The following is an 18,358-nucleotide window of genomic DNA, read 5'->3' as shown; positions in this document are numbered from 1 at the left end:
CAGCAGCGGACCGAACGGACGATTTTTATCGGTTTGGTTAGCGAATCCCGCTACCGGCCAGGGATTCCGCTGACCATTGCGCCTTGGAAAGCGGATCGATGTACTTGATGCCGCCATAAGGCCCTACTACACCGTTGATGTTGTACGAGCCACCGACCAGGTCGTAGATCATGAAAGGCGTGGAGTCCGGGACCTGCTTGTCGTAGCTCTGGCTGAGGAAGGCAAAAGAGCCACGATACAGTTGACCACGGGCGTCGTACTGGTCGGAGGCCACAGCGGTCCAGCTGTCTTCATCCAGATAGAAGCGGCGCTTCTGGTAAATGTGACGGGCGCCGGCCTTGAGGTTGCCCTCTACTACCCAGACGCGGTGCTTTTCCCAGCGCACGTAATCCGATGCCAGGTGATTGGCCGTGGTCAGAGACTTCGGATCCTGGGCGTAGGTCAGCTTGTAGGTGTTGTAGGGAATGATCATTTCCTGCTTGCCCACCAGCTTCCAGTCGTAGCGGTCCAGCGCACCGTTGAACACGAAGACGTCGTCGTAGGTGCCCGCGCCAGCGGTGCCAGGGTTAGGCGTGTCGTAGGCCAGGTTCGGCGCCAGCTTGACCCGGCGTTGGCCAGGCAGGTACTGCCAGGCGCGGCGCGGTTGCTGCAGCGGGTTGGCGGCGTCCTTGAGCATCACCGCTTCGCCGGCCCGACGTGCGGGGCCGGTGTAGGACAGTTTCATCTGGTAGTACACATCGTCGCTGCGGATCGGCTGTGCCAGGTTTTCGTAGATCGGATAGGAGATGTTCGCCTGACCGGTGATCGCCAGGCTTGGCACACCAGCGGAGTCGACGTTCCACGAGTCGTACTTGGAACTGATGTTGACGCCCTGATAACGCAGCAGGAAGTTCCACATCGCTTCGTTGCCCGACTGCGGGATTGGAAATGGTACACCCGGCAGTACGTTGTCGATGGCCAATCCGCCTTCAAGGGACTTGGCGCCGGTGGCATTTTTCACGCCATTGTCCAGCACGGCCTTGGGCAGTGTGACGGTGCGGTGAGTCGGGTAAACGTTGACATGAAAGCTGGGGAAACGCTTGGCCAGTTCGACTGTGGTCGCGGTGAGCGCGCCCTTGTATTGGTCGACGTTCTTGCCGTCGATCACCAGTAGAGGTTTCTCGTCGGCGAATGGGTCCGGGCGCATGCTGTCACCGGCCTTGAACGAGGCTGGTGGCGTGGTCAGGCCGCCGGCGTAAGCGGGAATCGAGCCATCAGCGTTCCCGGCTTTTTCGGCACCGACCAGGGTCAGGCTGGTGCCCAGTTTTGCGGCGTCGTCCGCCGATACGACGGCCTGCGCCTGAGCGGCGATGGCCATGGCCAATGATGCGGCCAACACGGTTTGCATGAATTTCATCTTGTTATTCTCCTGCTTGCGCTGAGCAAGCCAGTGGTGAATCAAAAGGTGGTTTTCATCGTCAGGTAAACAGCGCCACGGTCCGCCGTGGTTGCTCCACCACCCGAAAATGCCGAGTAACCACCGGCGTAACACGCGTAGTTTTCGTTACCGCTGAACGCGTTTGGTGTGGAACCGTCGCCGCTGCCAGCATTGGCCGCGCCAGAGCTCGAACCGCTGACGTTGCACTTGTCGGTCTTGCCGAAAGAGTCCACGTACTTCAGATCGACGAAGTACTTGTTGTACACAACGGCGCCGATGCCCACGGCATAGTTGCCGGTGTTCTTGGCGCCGCCACCGGAGACCGGCGAGACGCCGTCGATGCCGACGTTGACAGACATCGGCGCGTTGAGATCGACGCCGGGGAACACCTGGTACCAGGTCGGCGTGAAGTTGACTGCGATGCCCCAGTTGTCCCGGGTCGGCGCGTCGATGCCGCGATAGGTGTCCTTGCCTTTGTAGAGCGCCTCGTTCTTGCTATCGAGCTTGAGCAGGTTGCTGTAATACAGCTCGGCGAGCAGGGTCGCCGAATCGAAAACCGGGGTTTTCGGCAGGGTCATCAGACCGTTGAGCGTCCAGTGCAACGTGTCACCGGTGGCGCCCATGCTGTCGCCCTTTTCCGGGGTGTCATAGATCACGCCAGTCGCGGCGGTGCGGGCTGGCAACAGTCCAAGGCCGGCGCCGAGGCCCCGCGGTCCAGTGGAGCTGACGATCGCCGGAATACTGGCCAGCGGCATGTTGTGACGAATGTTCAGGTCCGACCCCACGCTCACACCGCCGACATCCTTGGACAGGCTCAGGCCGAAGATCTGAATGTTGTCGGCGTAGGCCAGTTGATAGGTGCTGGTGCTCAACGAGTTGAGGGTGTTGACGACAGGCGCTATCGGCCCTACCGGTGCGGTTCCGTTCGGATTGGCCGACGTCAGTCCGGTGGCGTTCAGCCAGGCCTGCGGCAGGATTTCCGAAGTGTTGCGGTAGTAAACGCCGAGAGTGCCGTCCAGCCAGGCAGGCGACCACTTGGCCATGACGCCCCAGTCGCCGCGTTTGTCCGGCGTCAGGTCATGGCCCCGACGCACGTTGGTCAGCCCGTTGCACGGCGCCAGGCCACAACCCAGAGGGCTGCCCGGAACCACCGCGTTGGTGTTGCCGAGCAGGAACGACTGCGCACCGAAACCGACCAGGTCGGAACCGCCATAGTAAGTGCCGGCTTCCGGCAGGCGGGCGGCATCCCAGTCGAGGAAATATTGGGCGCCCACTGTCAATTCGGGATTGATGGTGAACGACATCGACAGTTGGTTACGCGGGACGAACAGCTCCTTTGCTTCAGTACCGGGCGACGCCGCCAGTTTGGCCAGGTCGAGGCCGGACTGGCCGTAGCTCATCGAATGCACCGGGTTGAGAAGGGTCTCGCCCCAGAAGACGTTGTGCTGACCGGCCTTGACGCTCAGCAACGACTCCTCGCCCACTTCGGTGCTGTAGAACACGAAGGCATCGAGGATTTCGCCGGACGGACCAGTGTAGTAACGCTGGGCGTAGTTGCTCAGGTGCGGGCTGCCATTGCCGACGTTGTCGCCGGTAACGGCGGCAAGACGCGGATCGTTGGCGACCAGGCCCGAACGGGCGCCATTCCCGTTGACGAACGGGTTGGAATTGGAGCCGGTGTTCTCATACGCCTTGTCGTACCAACTGGCGGCGCTGACGCGAAAGCCCATGTGGTTCTGGTAGACCACATCCATCTCGGTCAACAAGTCGATACGATTGGTGATGTTGGTGCCGGCCTTGCGAAAGTTGTAGTCACCGTCGTTGTTGTTCGGTGTTCCCAACATGCGCTTGTCGGCGCTTTCAGTGCGCACACCGTAGTTGTACTTGACGGTGTTATCCAGACGCGCGGTCCAGTCCGGGTTGCCGGTGTCGAGTTCTACCGCATGGGCGACCGGCATGCTTGCAGCCAGAATGGCCATTGCTAACACGCTGTAAGGCGATGGTGCGAACCCGTGACGCTTAGTGTTGTGCATTGCGTTGTCTCCGCCTTTTTGTATTTGTTTTAAGCGCAGCTGCCCTCACGCACCCCCTTGTTCCAGGGTTTTGCGTTTTTCAGGTTTGAGGGCAAATGCCGGTTGGCTTGTGCCAGCCGACTCCTGAACTAGCGATCCAGCTCGAGAATGAGGGCTTCGGCTTGCGGCCAATGTCCATAACCAGCTGCCGGATTGAGATGGCCTACTTCGCCCAGATTGAGCAGTTCGCTACCCCAGCCTTCTGCCATGCGCGTCACGGCGTCGAGGCTGGCGAGGTGATCGTTGGTGCTGCCGGCCACCAGGCTGCGAAACGGCAGCGGGCCAGTCGGTAGAGGGTCCCAACCGTTAGTACGCAGGGACTCGGCGGACGGGTAGCCTTGCGGCCATTGCGCATTGAGGTTCGGCGGAGCGGCCAGCAGTGCGCCCTTGATCGGACGACGGTGCTTCTCCGCCCAGTGCGCGACCATCAACACGCCGGCACTGTGGGCGACCAGAATCACCGGGCCGTCGATCTGCGCAAGTTCGTGCTGGATCGCCTCGACCCGCTTGCTGCAGTCGAGCTTGTCGGTTTCCAGCGGCGGCACACTGCGTACCTTGCAGAGCCTGGCTTCAAGCAGCGTTTGCCAATGCTCGGCAACGTGCTCGCGCAGGCCCGGTACGATCAGAACGGTTGCGGCAGTTTGCAGTTTGTCCACTTCAACACCTTCGCTTTCACGGTAGCTCGGCTGACTCTGTGGTCAGCGCTTTCTTGTAGGACTGACATTAAAGAGCGCCCACCCCGGGCGCTTTTCATTGGACGTCATGCACTTTTCTTTTGATGACAAATTGGCGGGCGTCGGCGGTGCGCGACCGTTGGTCAAAAAACTCCACAGGTGCGATGCAGGCCGCTGTAATCAATGGATGCGCGTCGACTGACGCGACTGAGGGTGATGATTCCGGGCTGCGCAGGGCGACCGTCGGCGATGACGTCGCAACTGTTCAAGTGATGAAGTGCTGGATATAGTCGCCACGCTCATTTCCACCGAAACCGGCCCAGGAAAGACCTTCGCATGACCAAGCTTGTTCGCGCCGCCGTCTTGACCAATTACCTGGAGGTCACGCAGTACCTGTCGTTCAACCCGCGGGATTTACTGGCAGCTGTCGGCCTGAGCAAGGCCCAACTGCAGGCCCCTGAGCACCGTATTCCCATTGACGCAGCCGTGCGGCTGCTGGAAGACTCGGCGGCCGCCAGTGGCTGCCAGACCTTCGGCCTGAGCATGGCCGAGTCGCGCCAACTTTCGGACTTCGGCGTGGTCAGCCTGCTGCTCACCCACCAGCGAACCCTGCGTGAAGCCCTGCAGGTCGTGGTGAACTACCGGCACCTGATGAACGATTCGCTGGCCATTTTCATTGAAGAGGCCGGCAAGATGGTGATCATTCGCGAAGAGGTGGTCACCGAGACGCCCATGCCCTGCCGGCAAGCCAACGAGTTGGCAATCGGTGTGATGTTCCGCCTGTGCGCGGCCCTGCTCGGTTCACACTGGCACCCGTACAGCGTCAACTTCACACACCAGCCCCCGGACAACCTGCAACTTCACCGTCGCCTGTTCGGCTGCACGGTGGAGTTCGGCAGTGAGTTCAACGGCATTGTCTGTTCCGATGCCAGCCTCGACATCACCAACCCCCATGCCGATCCGGCCATGGCGCGCTATGCCCAGAGCTACCTCGACTCGCTGCTCAGTCACGAAGGTTCGTCGATGCTGTTCGAGGTGCGTAAAGCCATTTACCTGCTGCTGCCCATGGGACGCGCCACCATCGAGCAGATAGCCCAGAGCCAGGGGATGAACGTCCGGACCCTACAGCGCCGCCTCAAGGACGACGGCTGCGCCTTCAACGACCTGATCAATGATGTGCGCCGCGACCTGGTGCTGCGCTACCTGGACAACCCGAATTACTCGCTGGGCCGGATCGCCGACATGCTCGGCTATTCCATGGCAAGCTCCTTCACCCGTTGGTTCATCACCCAGTTCGGCATGCCCCCCGCCGTCTGGCGCGCCGCGCAGAAACAGCCCAAGGCGCCAACGCCACCGACCACCCTGCCCGACCCCGCCGAGCCCTGAAGCGAGAGGCATCGACGCAGGTCGCTCTGAAACACCGCTCTCTGAAAAACACCGCACTCTTTGTGGGCGCGGGCTTGCTCGCGAAAGCGGTGCGTCAGGCAAAGAGATGCCGGACATGCCAACGCCTTCGCGAGCAAGCCCGCTCCCACAGGTTTCTATGTCGTATGCGATATTTGTGAACGACGCACCCAAAAGGGATTCCAAAAAAAAAGGCGACTGCTGGTACAGTCGCCGCAAAGAACCGGTGTTTGTGACACCGGTCGAAAGCCTCGTTACGCTAGGAGTAAACGCAACAAGGCCCTGCCATTCAAGCCCCCCAGTGCAGCAACAACAGCACCAGCACGACCAGAAATATCGTCTCCCCCACCATCAACAGAATCGGCTTGATACCCACTGCCGCCAACTCCTTGAGCTGGGTCTTCATGCCCAGGGCACTGATTGACACCACCAGGCACCAGCGCGACAACTCATTGATCGAACTTTGCACCACCGGCGCCACCCATCCGGTGCTGTTGATACAGGCCAGCATCAGAAAACCGACGGCGAACCACGGCAGCAGCGGCGGCCGTTTTCCGGTGGGGTCGGCGCCCTGCATGCGAGTGATCATCGCGGCAGTGACGATTACCGGCAGCAACATGGCGACGCGCATCAGTTTGACCACCGTCGCCGTATCGCCGGTCTCGGTCGACATGCTGTAACCGGCGCCGACCACCTGGGCAACATCGTGGATGGTGGCCCCGAGGAACACGCCGGCCACTTGCGGCGACAGCGACAACCCGTTGGCAATCATCGGATAGAGGATCATCGCCAGGGTCGACAGCGCGGACACGCCGATCACCGTGAACAGCGTGGCCCGTTCCTTCTGCGGATGGTTGGGCAATGCCGCCGCCAACGCGAGTGCCGCCGATGCACCGCAGATCGCCGTCGCGCCACCAGTGAGCATGCCGAACAGACGCTGGAACCCCAGCGCCTTGGCCGCGACCACCGACACGCTGATGGTCACCACCACCAGAATTACCACCAGGGCCAAGGGTTTCCAGCCCAGCGCTGCCATTTGTTCGAGGGTGATGCGCATGCCCAGCAGTGCCACACCGACGCGCAACACACTGCGTGCGGTGAATTCGATGCCGGCCTTGCAAGGGCCGTCACCGGACAGAAAATTCAGCGCCATACCCAGCAGTAAGGCGAACAACATGACGGGTGCACCGTAGTGCTCGGACAGAAAAGATGCCGCCGCCGCAACGATCAGGCTGACGATAAAGCCCGGCGCCAGTTCGCGCGTGCGGCTGTGGATACGGGTCAGGGCAATGGCGCTCATGCCGCGGGCTCCTCGCAGAGAATGATGAACACCTGGTCGTTGACGACTTCGACCGGGTAAGTGGCGACTTTGACTTGGGTGGAATTGAGCAGGCAGCCACTGCGCAGATCGAAACGCAGACCATGGGCGCAGCATTGAATTACCCGCCCCTCAAGTCGCCCGCCACACAGCGAGGCGCCCTGATGGGGGCAACTGTCGTCGATGGCATACAAGTCACCTTCGACGTTGAACAACGCCAGGCTCTTGCCATCGAATTCGAACAGCGAACGGCCCCCGACCTGCGGGTGTTTTCCGGCAGGCACACAGACACGCAAGCTCATGAGGATTGCCGCTCGCCGGCACGTTCGAGCAAGGCTTCGTACATGACACCAAACAGCGCTTCGGCAGGCTGCGCGCCCACCACTGTCACTCTCCGGTCGAACTGAAAACACGGAACGCCGCCGGCAGCCCCGGGACTGCCGACAAAAGGCTCGCCGTTACCGTACAGACAGTCAGCCACAAAGCCGGTGTCGAAGCCGCACGACTGGGCGATGGTGATCAATGTTTCACGATTTCCCAGATCCTCGCCGTAAAGGAAGTACGCGGCGAACAGGCGTTCGAGCAAAGCGTCGCGCTGCCGGGAATTGCCCAGTACGCTGACCCGCTCCAACAGGCGATGGGCATCAGCGGTATTGGGCATCGTGGCAATTCGCCCGAAGTCGATGGTCTCACCCACCGCCAACGCGGCCTGCTGCACTTGGGACAGACGCATCTGTACAGCGTCGGCATTGCCCAGCCGCTTGCGATAGAACTCGGCGAAGGGCTCTCCCTGTACGGGCAGCTGTGGCAACAGTTGCACCCCATTCCATGTCGTTATGAATTCCACGCCCGGCTGGTGGGAGCGCAACAGCTCTTGCGCGCGCTCCAGCTGGCGTTTTCCGATCAGGCACCAGGGGCAGATGAAATCGAAAAACACATCGATACGTAAACGACCACTCACAACTTCACCTCTAATACGGATTCGGCCACCGGATCATTGACCTGCTCGCCCTTGATCCGGGCAATGTCGCTGGCGTAATGACACCGGGCATAAAAGAACACCGCCGCCGCCGCGATACTCACCAGCGGCACCATCTGGAAAGCGGCGTGCAAACCGATCACATCGGATAACCTGCCGGTGATGAACGGCCCAGGTGCCAGCCCGAGTATGTTGTTGGCCAAGGTCAGGGTGGCGAACGCCGTGCCGTGGACCGAGTAGTGGGTCAAGTTGGCAACCATCGCCCCGGCCGGTCCAGTGGTGCCGGCGGCAATCAGCATGCCCAGGCAGATCAAGGCCAGTTGCAGAGGCCCCGCTTGCAAGGCAAACGCCGCCGACAACAACAGGCAACTGCCGAGGCAAAAAGCGATCGCCAGCGCGACCTTGCGCTGAGGCGAATGACGACACAGGCGGTCGCTGAGCATCCCGCACAGAATCATCCCCGCACCGCTGCACAGCACGATAATCGCTGCAACACCGCCCGCCTTGTCCGTCGCCATGTCGTAATAACGATTGAGGTAGCTGGGCATCCACACAATCACGGTGCCACCGACGAACAGTTGCAGACCGCTGCCGATGTAAGTGGCGATGACTGAAGGGCTGGACCACAACGTACACAACGGACGCTTGACCGCTGCAACCGCCTTGTCCGCGACGCGTTTGGGAGCGATGCGCGCTTCCTTGACGATAATCGGGTACAGCATCGCCAGCAGCAGGCCGAACAGCGACATGCCGGCAAACGACCAGCGCCAGCCTAGCTTGGCGGCGATGGCCCCGCCCAATGCCATGCCCAATACCGAACCGAACATGCCGCCAGCCATGAAGGCGCTGGCCAGCGTTGCCCGCAGGTGTTTAGGGAACACCGAGATCACCACGGCGATGCCAACGCTGCCGTACGCGGCTTCGCCGACGCCGACCATGAACCGGGCAATGAACATCTGCTGATAATCCTGCGCCACTGCGCAGCCCAGCGTGGCCAGGCTCCACAGCAGGGCCATCAACGCGAGGCTCTTGACCCGACCGAAACGGTCCGCCAGCAACGACAGTGGAAAGGTCAGCAGGCCTACCATCAGGGCGACGATCCCGCTGAGCAGGCCGAGTTGGCTGTCGCTCAGGACCCACTCGCTCTTGAGCAGGGGGAACACTGCATTCAGCACCTGGCGCGACATGTAATCGGAGATCAACAGGCCGAACGTCAGTGCGAACACGATCCAGGCATACGGGCGCGCAACAGCGACGGCACCGTCGTCATCGTCTGCGGCAATCGGGTGAAAGGCCATTCAGCCTCCTCAAAGCTTTGTTTTATTGTTGTTATCAAGCGTGTTGCGGTTAAGCGAACGAGAGGTCACGGCCTCTCGTTCCGTCTACCGGTCAGCCACGTTGCGGCACACCTTTCTGCCCGGCCTTGCGGTTAGGCGCCATACCGTTGGCCAGCAAGGTTTCTTCAATGCTCTGGTACTGCACACCGATACGGTAGATCTCACGGGCTTCCTTGCCGCTGGCGATTTCGCGACCCAGTTCATGGGCGACGCGCACGGTTTGCTCGATCTGTTGCACGGAGCTGAAGCGCTTGCCCTTGTGATCAATAATAGTGTCTTCAATGCCCACGCGCGGATGCATCCCCATGGCCATTGCCATGGTGTTGAACGGCAGTACGTTTTTCAGCAGCGACTCGGCGGTCAGGGTGCAACCGTCCGGCGCGCGGTGAACGAAGTTGAAGAAGTTGAACGGGTTTGGGCCGTCGAAACCACCGCCGATGCCGATCCAGGTCAGGTTCAGCGGTCCCATGTAAATGCCCTTGCGCACCAGGCGCTCGAGGGTTTCCATGGCGTGCATGCCGGTCAGCTGGAAATGCGGTTGTACACCAGCGGCCGTCAGCCGCTTCAAGTGCTCCGCAACCCAGGCCGGGCCCGCTGGCACGGTCATCTCGCTGTAAGCCGCCTGATACAGCGGGTTCGCCAGGGACGTGCCTTCCAGATATTCCGGATACAGCAGTTCCATGATGTTCATCTGGCAGGTGTTGATGGCCACCGTCACCTGATCCGGTTTCGGCGTCAGCTCGGCCAGCATGTGGCGCGTGTCGTCCGACAGCCACTTGGCGGCTTCGCCATCGCTTTCAGGGGCGAAGGAAATCGAACCGCCGACCTGAATGATCATGTCCGGCACGGCCTCACGCACGCCGGCGATCAGTTCGTTGAACTTGGACAGGCGCTTGGAGCCCTTGCCGTCCAGTTCACGCACGTGCAGATGCAGGACGGTGGCCCCGGCTTCATAGCAATCGACCGCTTTCTGCACCTGCTCGTCCATGGTCAGGGGGATGTCTTCGGGAAAGTCTTCCGGCATCCATTCCGGGCCGTACGGGGCCACGGTAATGACCACTTTTTCCATGTTTTCCGGGTGCAGGGAATCGTCAAAAAATTGCATGAGTTACTCCGGTTTTTATGATTGTCCGCCCACCCGGGAATGTGCCGGGCGGACGTGTCTACGAGTTCGAATGCAGAGGGGGTCTATCAGAACGTCTTGTCGCCGATGATCCCGGCACGTTCCATCTTGCGATGGCACGGCGGGTAATCCATGACGGCGTAGTGCTGGGTACTGCGGTTGTCCCAGATGGCGATGCTGTTCGGCTTCCAGCGCCAGCGCATCTGGTATTCGGGGATGTACGCCTGGCTGACCAGATAACGCAGCAGCTCGCTCGCGCCAGGATTGGCGTCCTGGCCGAAGCGCACCCGATCAGGGGTGTGGTAGTTGCTGAAATGGGTAGTGAAGGCGTTGACGAACAGCACTTTTTCCCCGGTTTCCGGGTGAGTGCGCACGACCGGGTGCTCGGCATCCGGGTACATCGCCTTGAGCGCCAGGCGTTTCTCGATCGGCATCGCCGCGCCGAAGCTCGCTTCGATGCTGTGGCGGGCACGAAGGTCGGCAATTTTCACTTTCACGTCATCCGGTAACTGCGCATAAGCCTCCACCATGTTGGCCCACATGGTGTCGCCGCCCACTGGCGGGCACTCCACGCAGCGCAGCACACAGCCCATCGGCGGCGCCTCGCGCCAGGTCGCGTCGGTGTGCCAGGCGTTTTCGTAGCGGTCCATCGGCTGGTCCGGGTTCTTGTAAATGCGCACCAACCCCGGATGATCCGGATCGCTGCCGGCCACCGGATGATCCTCCAGTTCACCGAAGCGACGGGCGAAAGCCACGTGCTCGGCACGGGTAATGTCCTGATCACGCAGGAACACCACCCGATGCTTGAGCAACTGAGCACGAATCTCGGCGAGTAGACCGTCGTCGTGGACCGCATCGGCGAGGCTCACGCCGATCAGTTCCGCGCCAATGTTGCAGGTCAATTGTTCGACTTTCATGGCGAGCAACTCCCTTAAATGACGAAAATCGACGAGCCCGTGGTCTTGCGTGACTCCAGGTCGCGATGGGCCTGTACGGCATCTTGCAAGGCGTAATGCTGGTTGATCTCGATCTTGATCCGGCCACTGCCGACGTGGTCGAACAACTCGCCGGCCAGGGCGGCTTTTTCCGCCGGATCGGCGATGTAGTCGGCCAGCGCCGGACGGGTCAGGAACAGCGAACCCTTCATCGCCAGCATCACCGGATCGAAGGCCGGGATCGGTCCGGAGGCCGTGCCGACGCACACCATCAGGCCGCGACGCTTGAGCGAGTCCAGCGAGCCCATGAAAGTGTTCTTGCCGACACTGTCAAACACTACGTTGACGCCCACGCCGTCAGTCAACTCGCGCACGCGCTGGGCGACATCTTCGTGACTGTAGTTGATGACATGATCGCAGCCATGGGCCTTGGCGATTTCACCCTTGAACTCGGTCGATACGGTGCCGATGACGTTCAGGCCGAGCAACTTGGCCCATTGCGAAACGATCAGGCCGACACCGCCAGCGGCGGCGTGCAGCAGAATGCTGTCCCCGGCCTTGAAGTCGTAGATGCGGCGCATCAGGTACGACGAGGTCAGACCGCGCATGGTCATGGCCGCGGCGGTTTCAAAACTGATGGTTTCCGGCAACTTGATCAGCGGCGCGGCCGGGATCAGGCGCTCGGTGCTGTAGGCACCCAGGGTGTTGATGAAACCGGTATAGGTGACGCGATCCCCCACTTGCACGTTGGTCACGCCCTCGCCGATGGCCTGGACCACGCCGGAAGCTTCAACGCCCATGCCGTTGGACATCGGGATCGGGTAGGTTCCGTTGCGAAAGTAGGTGTCGGCATAGTTCAGACCAACGGCCACATGACGAAGACGAACCTGGCCCGGACCGGGTTCGCCTACTTCGACCTCTTCATAACGAAGTACATCGGGACCACCGGTTTCATAGAAGCGTACGGCTTTAGCCATTTTTGTTATTCCCCAGTCTGCATTATTGGCGAGCTGCGTCGAATTGCGCTGATTGGACTGTAGGACGGCGTATGGCGAGCCGCTTCTCATCAGACGACAACGGCTTTTCATTTCGTGACAGCGGCATTGGTTAGCGTTGCGCAAAAAATGTGACTACGCTTCTGAACGGGGGACAGTTGCGGAGCGTAGGGATGGGCGTGAAAACATTCGTTGTCAGGCCGCGCGTGAGCGTGCCGATTGCTTTTCTGTTGGGGCTTTCCAGCCTGCTGGGTGGCTGCGGAAAAGAACCTGTTTCCCCGGCTCGCCAGGCACCCGAGGTGACCGTCATGACGGTCACCGCGCGTGACACTCCGGTCACCTTCGAATTCGTCGCCCAGACCCAAAGCTCCCGCGAAGTGGAAATACGGGCACGTGTCGCCGGGTTCCTGGATCGGCGGCTGTACACCGAAGGCGATCTGGTAAAAACCGGGCAAACCCTGTTTCAGATGGACCGCAAACCTTTCGAGGCAGCGCTGGCGTCGGCCCAGGGGCAAATGGCCCAGCAACAGGCGCGCTGGGAATTGGCCAAGGCCACCCTCGCCCGCGTCCGGCCGCTGGCGGCGCAGAACGCGGTCAGCAAGATGGACCTGGACAATGCCGTCGGCGCAGAGCGTGAGACCAAGGCAGCCGTACTCGCCGCAGAAGGCTCCGTGCGCACGGCGCAACTGAACTTGAGTTACACCACCATCACCTCTCCCCTCAACGGTCTTTCGAGCGATGCCAAAAAGCAGGAAGGCAGCTACGTCACGCCCGGCGAATCGGGACTGCTGACGTCCGTGTCACAGATGGACCCGATGTACGTCAACTTTAGTCTTTCAGAAAACGAAAATCTGAAATACCGCGACGAACTCGCCGCCGGACGTCTCAAATTCCCGCCACGCAGTGACTTTGTCGTGGAAGTGGTATTGGCTGACGGTACCGTGGTGCCCGACCGCGGCAAGGTGAATTTCCTGGCACCATCTTATAGTCAGGAAACCGGCACCTTTCTCGTCCGGGCGGTGCTCGCCAACCCGAATGGCCTGCTGCGGCCGGGCCAGTTCGTGCGCGCACTGGCCAAAGGCGCTTCCCGGCCAAACGCTATTCTGGTGCCTCAGAAGGCGGTGCTTGAGGGCGCCAAGAGCCACTTCGTCTGGGTCGTCAATGCCGAGGGCAAGCCCGAGCAACGGATTGTCGAAGTGGGTGAGTGGCAAGGTGATGACTGGTTCATCAGCAAGGGCCTGCGCGCCGGCGAACGCATCGTGGTCGATGGCGCGCTCAGGGTAACGCCGGGAGGTCCGCTGAAAATCGTCGAGGCGCCTGGTGTCGCGCCTGCCCCCGCCGCATCCGCGCAACCGGTAAAAGCCGGTGCAGCCAGCGGGAACAGCCCATGAGCATTTCCCACTATTGCATTGAGCGGCCAATCTTCGCCTCGGTCATCTCGATCATCATCACCCTGGCCGGCGCCGTGGCCATGCTGGCGTTGCCCGTTGCCCAGTACCCGGACATCACGCCGCCGCAGATTACTGTGGCAGCGACCTATCCCGGCGCCGATGCTCAAGTCGTGGCCAACAACGTCGCGGCGCCCATCGAGCAGCAAGTCAACGGCGCGGACAACATGATCTACATGAACTCGTCGAGCTCGGCGACGGGCAACATGACCCTCAACGTGTTTTTCGAGATTGGTACCGACCCTTCCCTGGCCCAGGTGGACGTGCAGAACCGGGTCAACCTGGCCTTGCCGCAACTGCCCTCCGCGGTGCAGAGCCAGGGCATCCAGGTGCAGAAGAAATCCTCGGCGTTCATGATGGTGCTGGCCGTGTACTCCGCGGGTGACCGCTATGACAGCACCTATGTCGCCAACTACGCCAACCTTTATATTCTGGATGCGATCAAGCGTATTCCGGGTGCCAACCAGGCCAGCATCTTCGGTACGCCGGACTACGCCATGCGGATCTGGCTCAAGCCCGATCGCATGGCCCAATTGGGCATCACCGCCGCCGATGTGCAGAAAGCCGTGGCCAACCAGAACCAGCAATTCGCGGTAGGACGTGTTGGCCAATCGCCAACGGGCGCCGCCGTCGAGCAGTCGTTTGCCGTGACCACCAAGGGGCGCCTGACCGAGCCTGCGGAGTTCGAAAACATCATCCTGCGCGCCAGCAACGAAGGGGGCGCCATTGTGCGTCTCAAGGACATCGGCCGCGCTGAACTCGGACAGAAGGACTACTCGCTGCGCAGCACCTACCAGGGCAAGCCGGCGACGCTGATTGCGGTGTATCAACAACCCGGCGCCAATGCTCTGGACGTCTCGGCGGCGGTCACCAAAACCCTGGCAGACATGAAGGCAACCTTCCCCGAAGGCATCGAATACAAGATTGTGATGGACACCACCGCATTCACCCGCGCTTCGATTTCCGAGGTGATACACACTTTTTTCGAAGCGTTGGTGCTGGTGGTCGTGGTGGTTTACATCTTCCTTCAGAGTCTGCGCGCCACCTTGATTCCGGTAATTGCGGTGCCAGTATCGATTGTCGGCACCTTCATCGGCATGTCAGCCCTGGGATTTTCCGTGAACATGCTGACGCTGTTCGGCATGGTGCTGGCCATCGGTATCGTAGTGGACGACGCGATCGTGGTGATCGAAAACGTCGAGCGCAACATGCAAGTGCACAAGATGACGCCCAAGGACGCCGCCAAACGGGCGATGGACGAAGTGGCGGGCCCGGTGGTGGCCATTGTGCTGGTGCTGTGCGCGGTGTTCATCCCGGTGGCGTTCATGGGCGGTATTACCGGCCAGCTCTACAAACAGTTCGCGATCACCATCGCCATTTCCGTGGTGATTTCCGGCCTGGTCGCCCTGACCCTGTCACCGGCCTTGGCCGCCTTGCTGCTCAAGCCGCAGCACGGCGACAAAAACGCCTTCTTCCGCTGGTTTGAACGCAGCTTCGAACGCATGACCGAGGGTTACTCGCGCTCCGTGGCGTTCATGATCAAACGCTACGTGCTGGCGCTGTTGCTGTTTGCCGGCATGATCGTGCTTATTTTGTTGATGGCGCAGCGTATACCCAGTGCTTTCCTGCCTCCCGAGGACCAGGGCTATCTGCTCGGCGCGATCATCATGCCCGACGCTGCCAGTCTGGATCGCACCGGCGAGGTCGGCAAAGTGGCCAGTGATTTCTTCATGAACGATGAGGCCGTCGAGGGCGTGGCCATCGTCAACGGCTACAGCCTGCTGGATGGCCAGAACAAGAATAACGCCGCCGCGTTCTTCGTCGGCTTCAAGGATTTCGAAGGGCGCTACAAGGACTCGGACACCATCGAGCAGCAAAGCGCCCCGGCGGTGATCCAGAAAGCCGCCCGCGCCTTTTCCACCGTGCAGGAAGGGATCATTCTGCCGGTCAACCCTCCGTCCATTCCCGGCCTGGGCACCACCGGCGGCATGGAGGTGTGGGTACAGAGCAAGGGCGATTCGAGCATCGACCAGTTGGCCGAAGTGGTCGGCTCCCTCGTGGCAAAGGCTAAAGAACGCCCGGAACTCGGCGCCATCACCTCAACCTTCAACGTTCATTCCCGTCAATTGATGGTCGATGTGGACCGGGAAAAAGCCGAGAGCCTGGGCGTGCCCGTGGAAGATGTCTACAGCGCCATGCAGACCATGTTCGGCTCACTGTATGTCTCGCAGTTCAACAAATTCAGCCGGCTGTGGCAGGTCATTCTGCAGGCGGAACCGTCCTATCGCCTCAAGGCCGAAGATCTGCAACAAATCTATGTGCGCAGCAAAAACAGGGAGATGGTGCCGCTCAAAGCGGTGCTGACCACCCGGTATGTCACGGGTCCCGACCTGCTGACCCGTTTCAACAACTTCCCCGCGGTCAAACTCACCGCCAACGCGGCCCCCGGCTACAGTTCCGGCCAGGCGCTCAAAGCGCTGGAAGAGATCAGCGCCGAGATCATGACCAATGATTATGCGCTGGCCTTGAGTGGCGAGGCGTTCGAGGAGAAAAAGAGCGGCGGCGCCTCGTCCCAGGTGTTCATCTTCGGCCTGGTGATGGTGTTCCTGATCCTGGCCGCCCAGTACGAAAAATGGTCCTTGCCCGTCGGGGTACTGCTGGCGGTGCCCTTCGCACTGTTCGGCGCTCTGCTCGCCGTGCTGCTGCGGGGCCTGAGCAACGACGTGTACTTCCAGATCGGCTTGACCATGCTGGTGGCCCTCGCCGCCAAGAATGCCATTCTGATTTTCGAGTTTGCGGTGCTCAACCGGGAAAACGGCATGTCTGCCTACGATGCCGCCATGACCGCTGCGAAGGAGCGTTTGCGACCTATCGTGATGACGTCGCTGGCGTTCATCCTGGGCTGCGTACCCCTGGCGATTGCCGTCGGCGCGTCCGAGAACAGCCGCCACTCCATCGGTACCGGGGTGATCGGCGGGATGCTGGCGGCGACGGTGATCGCGATCTTCTTCATTCCCTTGTTCTACTACCTGGTGGAGCGGATGTTCGGGAACAAGGACAGCGCTCAAACGGCCGCTCAGCCGGCACAATCGACACCCGCTGCGCCGATTCCCGACGGCGCAGCACAACACCGACATGAGGGGGATTGAGATGCACAACCCCTCTCTCCCGCTGTTGCTGTGCCTGGGCCTGGCCGGCTGCATGGTGGGGCCGGATTACCAGCACCCCGGCATTGAAACCCCGGCGGCCTACCGCTATGCGGACAAGGAAGCGAAGAACCTGTCCAACACGCTGTGGTGGGAGCAGTTCCAGGACCCTGTGCTGAATGAGCTGATCCGCACCGCCCTGCTCGAGAACAAGGACATCAAGATTGCCGCCGCGCGAGTGGAGCAATTCCAGGGGCGCTACGGTGAAACCCGGTCCTTGTACTTTCCCCAGGTCGGGCTCAGCACGCAGGGCCAGCGCAACCGGTCTCCCCGAGACAACGGTCCAGTGCCGCTGGATTCCTCCGTCGATCCGGTGTTCAACAACTATCAGGCCCTCCTTAGTGTGAACTGGGAGCTGGACGTCTGGGGCCGCTTGCGGCGCCTCAACGAATCCGCCCGTGCCGATTTGCTGGCGTCCGAGGAAGGACGCCGTAGCGTCATCCTCAGCCTGGTGTCGTCCGTGGCGACGAGTTACGTGACGCTGCGTGATCTTGACCGAGAGCTGGAAATTGCCCGCACCACCGCCAAGGTGCGCGGTGACTCCTACGAAATATTCAAGCTGCGCTTTGGTGCCGGGACCATCTCCGAAATGGAGTTGGCGCAGAACCAGTCCGAGTACCAGCGGACCCTGGCTTCGGTCGCACAGTTCGAGCCCCTCGTCGCGCAGCAGGAAAATTTGCTCGCCGTGCTTATCGGGCGCAATCCGGGCCCGATCCTGCGCGGTCGTGACCTGGCGCAACTGACGCTGCCGTCGGTGCCTGCCGGTTTACCTTCGGACTTGCTGGAGCGCCGACCCGATCTGCGTCAGGCCGAGCTGAACCTGATCTCGGCGAATGCCCAGATCGGTGCGGCCAAGGCCCAGTATTTTCCGACCATTTCCTTGACCGGGCTGCTGGGTTCGGTCAGCAACCAACTCTCGAACCTGTTCACCGGGCCTGCCGCCACCTGGTCTTATGGCGTCGCGGCGAGCATGCCGATCTTTACCGGCGGTGGCATCGCCGGGCAGGTTCAACAAGCCGAAGCCTTCCAGCAACAAGCCCTGCTGACGTACCAGAAAGCCATTCAGTCGGCCTTCGGCGATGTCGAAAACGCCTTGGTCGCGTCCAGCAAATCCCGTGAACAGATGGCCTTTCAGGCCGGTCAGGTCGAGGCCCTGCGCACTTACGCCCACTATGCACGGCTGCGCTATGACAACGGCTACACCAGTTACATCGAGGTGCTCGACGCCGAACGCAGCCTGTTTGATGCCGAGCTGAACTACACCCGCACTCGTGGCTCGGTGTTCACTTCCATGATTGATCTTTACAAGGCAACCGGCGGCGGTTGGGTGACCGAGGCGGACAAGCTGACGGCTGCTGATGTGCCGGGAGAACAGCAATGATCAAGCACTTGATTCCCCTTGGCATGGTGGCGATTGCCATCGTGCTCGGCGGGTCGTCTTGCCATGACT

Annotated in this window: 14 protein-coding genes; 4 read left to right on the top strand and 10 right to left on the bottom strand. The window is 61.1% G+C overall.

Annotation, left to right across the window (positions count from 1 at the left end; genetic code table 11):
• Window positions 1-37 precede the first annotated feature (37 nt).
• From ACYZTL_RS02345 to ACYZTL_RS02335, 3 genes are all read right to left on the bottom strand, one after another.
• Complete coding sequence (locus tag ACYZTL_RS02345) at window positions 38-1,396, bottom strand: DUF1329 domain-containing protein (protein WP_461950413.1); 1,359 nt, start codon at window positions 1,394-1,396, stop codon at window positions 38-40.
• Window positions 1,397-1,437: 41 nt separating this feature from the next.
• On the bottom strand, window positions 1,438-3,450 hold the full coding sequence (locus ACYZTL_RS02340; protein WP_461950412.1) for a DUF1302 domain-containing protein: 2,013 nt from the start codon (window positions 3,448-3,450) through the stop codon (window positions 1,438-1,440).
• Window positions 3,451-3,578: 128 nt separating this feature from the next.
• Window positions 3,579-4,145 (bottom strand): RBBP9/YdeN family alpha/beta hydrolase, encoded by a 567-nt coding sequence (locus tag ACYZTL_RS02335; RefSeq protein WP_461950411.1) that lies wholly within the window; start codon window positions 4,143-4,145, stop codon window positions 3,579-3,581.
• A gap of 354 nt (window positions 4,146-4,499) precedes the next feature.
• On the opposite strand from ACYZTL_RS02335, the gene ACYZTL_RS02330 reads away from it, so the two are divergent.
• Entirely contained in the window at window positions 4,500-5,549 is a 1,050-nt protein-coding gene (locus ACYZTL_RS02330; protein ID WP_461950410.1) for an AraC family transcriptional regulator, read from the top strand.
• 307 nt (window positions 5,550-5,856) lie between these two features.
• On the opposite strand, the gene ACYZTL_RS02325 is transcribed toward ACYZTL_RS02330, so the two are convergent.
• From ACYZTL_RS02325 to ACYZTL_RS02295, 7 genes are all read right to left on the bottom strand, one after another.
• Window positions 5,857-6,867 (bottom strand): YeiH family protein, encoded by a 1,011-nt coding sequence (locus ACYZTL_RS02325; protein ID WP_461950409.1) that lies wholly within the window; start codon window positions 6,865-6,867, stop codon window positions 5,857-5,859.
• A complete protein-coding gene (locus ACYZTL_RS02320) occupies window positions 6,864-7,187 on the bottom strand; it encodes a Rieske (2Fe-2S) protein (RefSeq protein WP_461950408.1) in 324 nt (107 codons plus the stop codon). The genes ACYZTL_RS02325 and ACYZTL_RS02320 overlap by 4 nt, the downstream gene beginning before the upstream one ends.
• The gene (locus ACYZTL_RS02315) at window positions 7,184-7,846 is read right to left on the bottom strand and encodes a DsbA family oxidoreductase (RefSeq protein ID WP_461950407.1); all 663 of its coding nucleotides are present in this window, start codon (window positions 7,844-7,846) and stop codon (window positions 7,184-7,186) included. The genes ACYZTL_RS02320 and ACYZTL_RS02315 overlap by 4 nt, the downstream gene beginning before the upstream one ends.
• Window positions 7,843-9,162 carry an MFS transporter gene (locus ACYZTL_RS02310; RefSeq protein WP_461950406.1) on the bottom strand — a complete coding sequence of 440 codons (1,320 nt, stop codon included), beginning with the start codon at window positions 9,160-9,162 and terminating at the stop codon, window positions 7,843-7,845. Before ACYZTL_RS02310 ends, ACYZTL_RS02315 begins: the two co-directional genes overlap by 4 nt.
• A gap of 91 nt (window positions 9,163-9,253) precedes the next feature.
• Window positions 9,254-10,306, bottom strand: a complete 1,053-nt coding sequence (locus ACYZTL_RS02305; RefSeq protein ID WP_461950405.1) for a beta-keto acid cleavage family enzyme — start codon at window positions 10,304-10,306, stop codon at window positions 9,254-9,256.
• A gap of 86 nt (window positions 10,307-10,392) precedes the next feature.
• On the bottom strand, window positions 10,393-11,241 hold the full coding sequence (locus ACYZTL_RS02300) for a TauD/TfdA dioxygenase family protein (protein ID WP_461950404.1): 849 nt from the start codon (window positions 11,239-11,241) through the stop codon (window positions 10,393-10,395).
• 14 nt (window positions 11,242-11,255) lie between these two features.
• Window positions 11,256-12,236: a quinone oxidoreductase family protein gene (locus ACYZTL_RS02295; RefSeq protein ID WP_461950403.1), complete on the bottom strand. Its 981-nt coding sequence runs from the start codon at window positions 12,234-12,236 to the stop codon at window positions 11,256-11,258.
• A 191-nt stretch (window positions 12,237-12,427) separates the two neighbouring features.
• Here ACYZTL_RS02295 and ACYZTL_RS02290 point away from each other — a divergent pair, with 191 nt between their 5' ends.
• From ACYZTL_RS02290 to ACYZTL_RS02280, 3 genes are read left to right on the top strand one after another with little or no spacing between them, the layout of a single operon-like run.
• Complete coding sequence (locus ACYZTL_RS02290; protein ID WP_461950402.1) at window positions 12,428-13,645, top strand: efflux RND transporter periplasmic adaptor subunit; 1,218 nt, start codon at window positions 12,428-12,430, stop codon at window positions 13,643-13,645.
• On the top strand, window positions 13,642-16,851 hold the full coding sequence (locus tag ACYZTL_RS02285) for an efflux RND transporter permease subunit (RefSeq protein ID WP_461950401.1): 3,210 nt from the start codon (window positions 13,642-13,644) through the stop codon (window positions 16,849-16,851). The genes ACYZTL_RS02290 and ACYZTL_RS02285 overlap by 4 nt, the downstream gene beginning before the upstream one ends.
• Window position 16,852: 1 nt before the next feature.
• Window positions 16,853-18,289, top strand: coding sequence for an efflux transporter outer membrane subunit (locus tag ACYZTL_RS02280; protein WP_461950400.1), 1,437 nt, complete (start codon window positions 16,853-16,855; stop codon window positions 18,287-18,289).
• Window positions 18,290-18,358 lie beyond the last annotated feature (69 nt).

The sequence above is a fragment of the Pseudomonas sp. LB3P81 genome, from assembly GCF_054897965.1.
Note: the sequence above shows the minus strand (reverse complement) of the source record. Positions and strands in the feature narration are given on the sequence as shown.

Coding starts and splice junctions, on each gene's coding strand:
- ACYZTL_RS02290 (WP_461950402.1), top strand. CDS start 12,428: ATGGGCGTGAAAACATTCGTTGTCAGGCCGCGCGTGAGCGTGCCGATT.
- ACYZTL_RS02285 (WP_461950401.1), top strand. CDS start 13,642: ATGAGCATTTCCCACTATTGCATTGAGCGGCCAATCTTCGCCTCGGTC.
- ACYZTL_RS02340 (WP_461950412.1), bottom strand. CDS start 3,450: ATGCACAACACTAAGCGTCACGGGTTCGCACCATCGCCTTACAGCGTG.
- ACYZTL_RS02345 (WP_461950413.1), bottom strand. CDS start 1,396: ATGAAATTCATGCAAACCGTGTTGGCCGCATCATTGGCCATGGCCATC.
- ACYZTL_RS02305 (WP_461950405.1), bottom strand. CDS start 10,306: ATGCAATTTTTTGACGATTCCCTGCACCCGGAAAACATGGAAAAAGTG.
- ACYZTL_RS02295 (WP_461950403.1), bottom strand. CDS start 12,236: ATGGCTAAAGCCGTACGCTTCTATGAAACCGGTGGTCCCGATGTACTT.
- ACYZTL_RS02330 (WP_461950410.1), top strand. CDS start 4,500: ATGACCAAGCTTGTTCGCGCCGCCGTCTTGACCAATTACCTGGAGGTC.
- ACYZTL_RS02310 (WP_461950406.1), bottom strand. CDS start 9,162: ATGGCCTTTCACCCGATTGCCGCAGACGATGACGACGGTGCCGTCGCT.
- ACYZTL_RS02325 (WP_461950409.1), bottom strand. CDS start 6,867: ATGAGCGCCATTGCCCTGACCCGTATCCACAGCCGCACGCGCGAACTG.
- ACYZTL_RS02280 (WP_461950400.1), top strand. CDS start 16,853: ATGCACAACCCCTCTCTCCCGCTGTTGCTGTGCCTGGGCCTGGCCGGC.
- ACYZTL_RS02300 (WP_461950404.1), bottom strand. CDS start 11,241: ATGAAAGTCGAACAATTGACCTGCAACATTGGCGCGGAACTGATCGGC.
- ACYZTL_RS02320 (WP_461950408.1), bottom strand. CDS start 7,187: ATGAGCTTGCGTGTCTGTGTGCCTGCCGGAAAACACCCGCAGGTCGGG.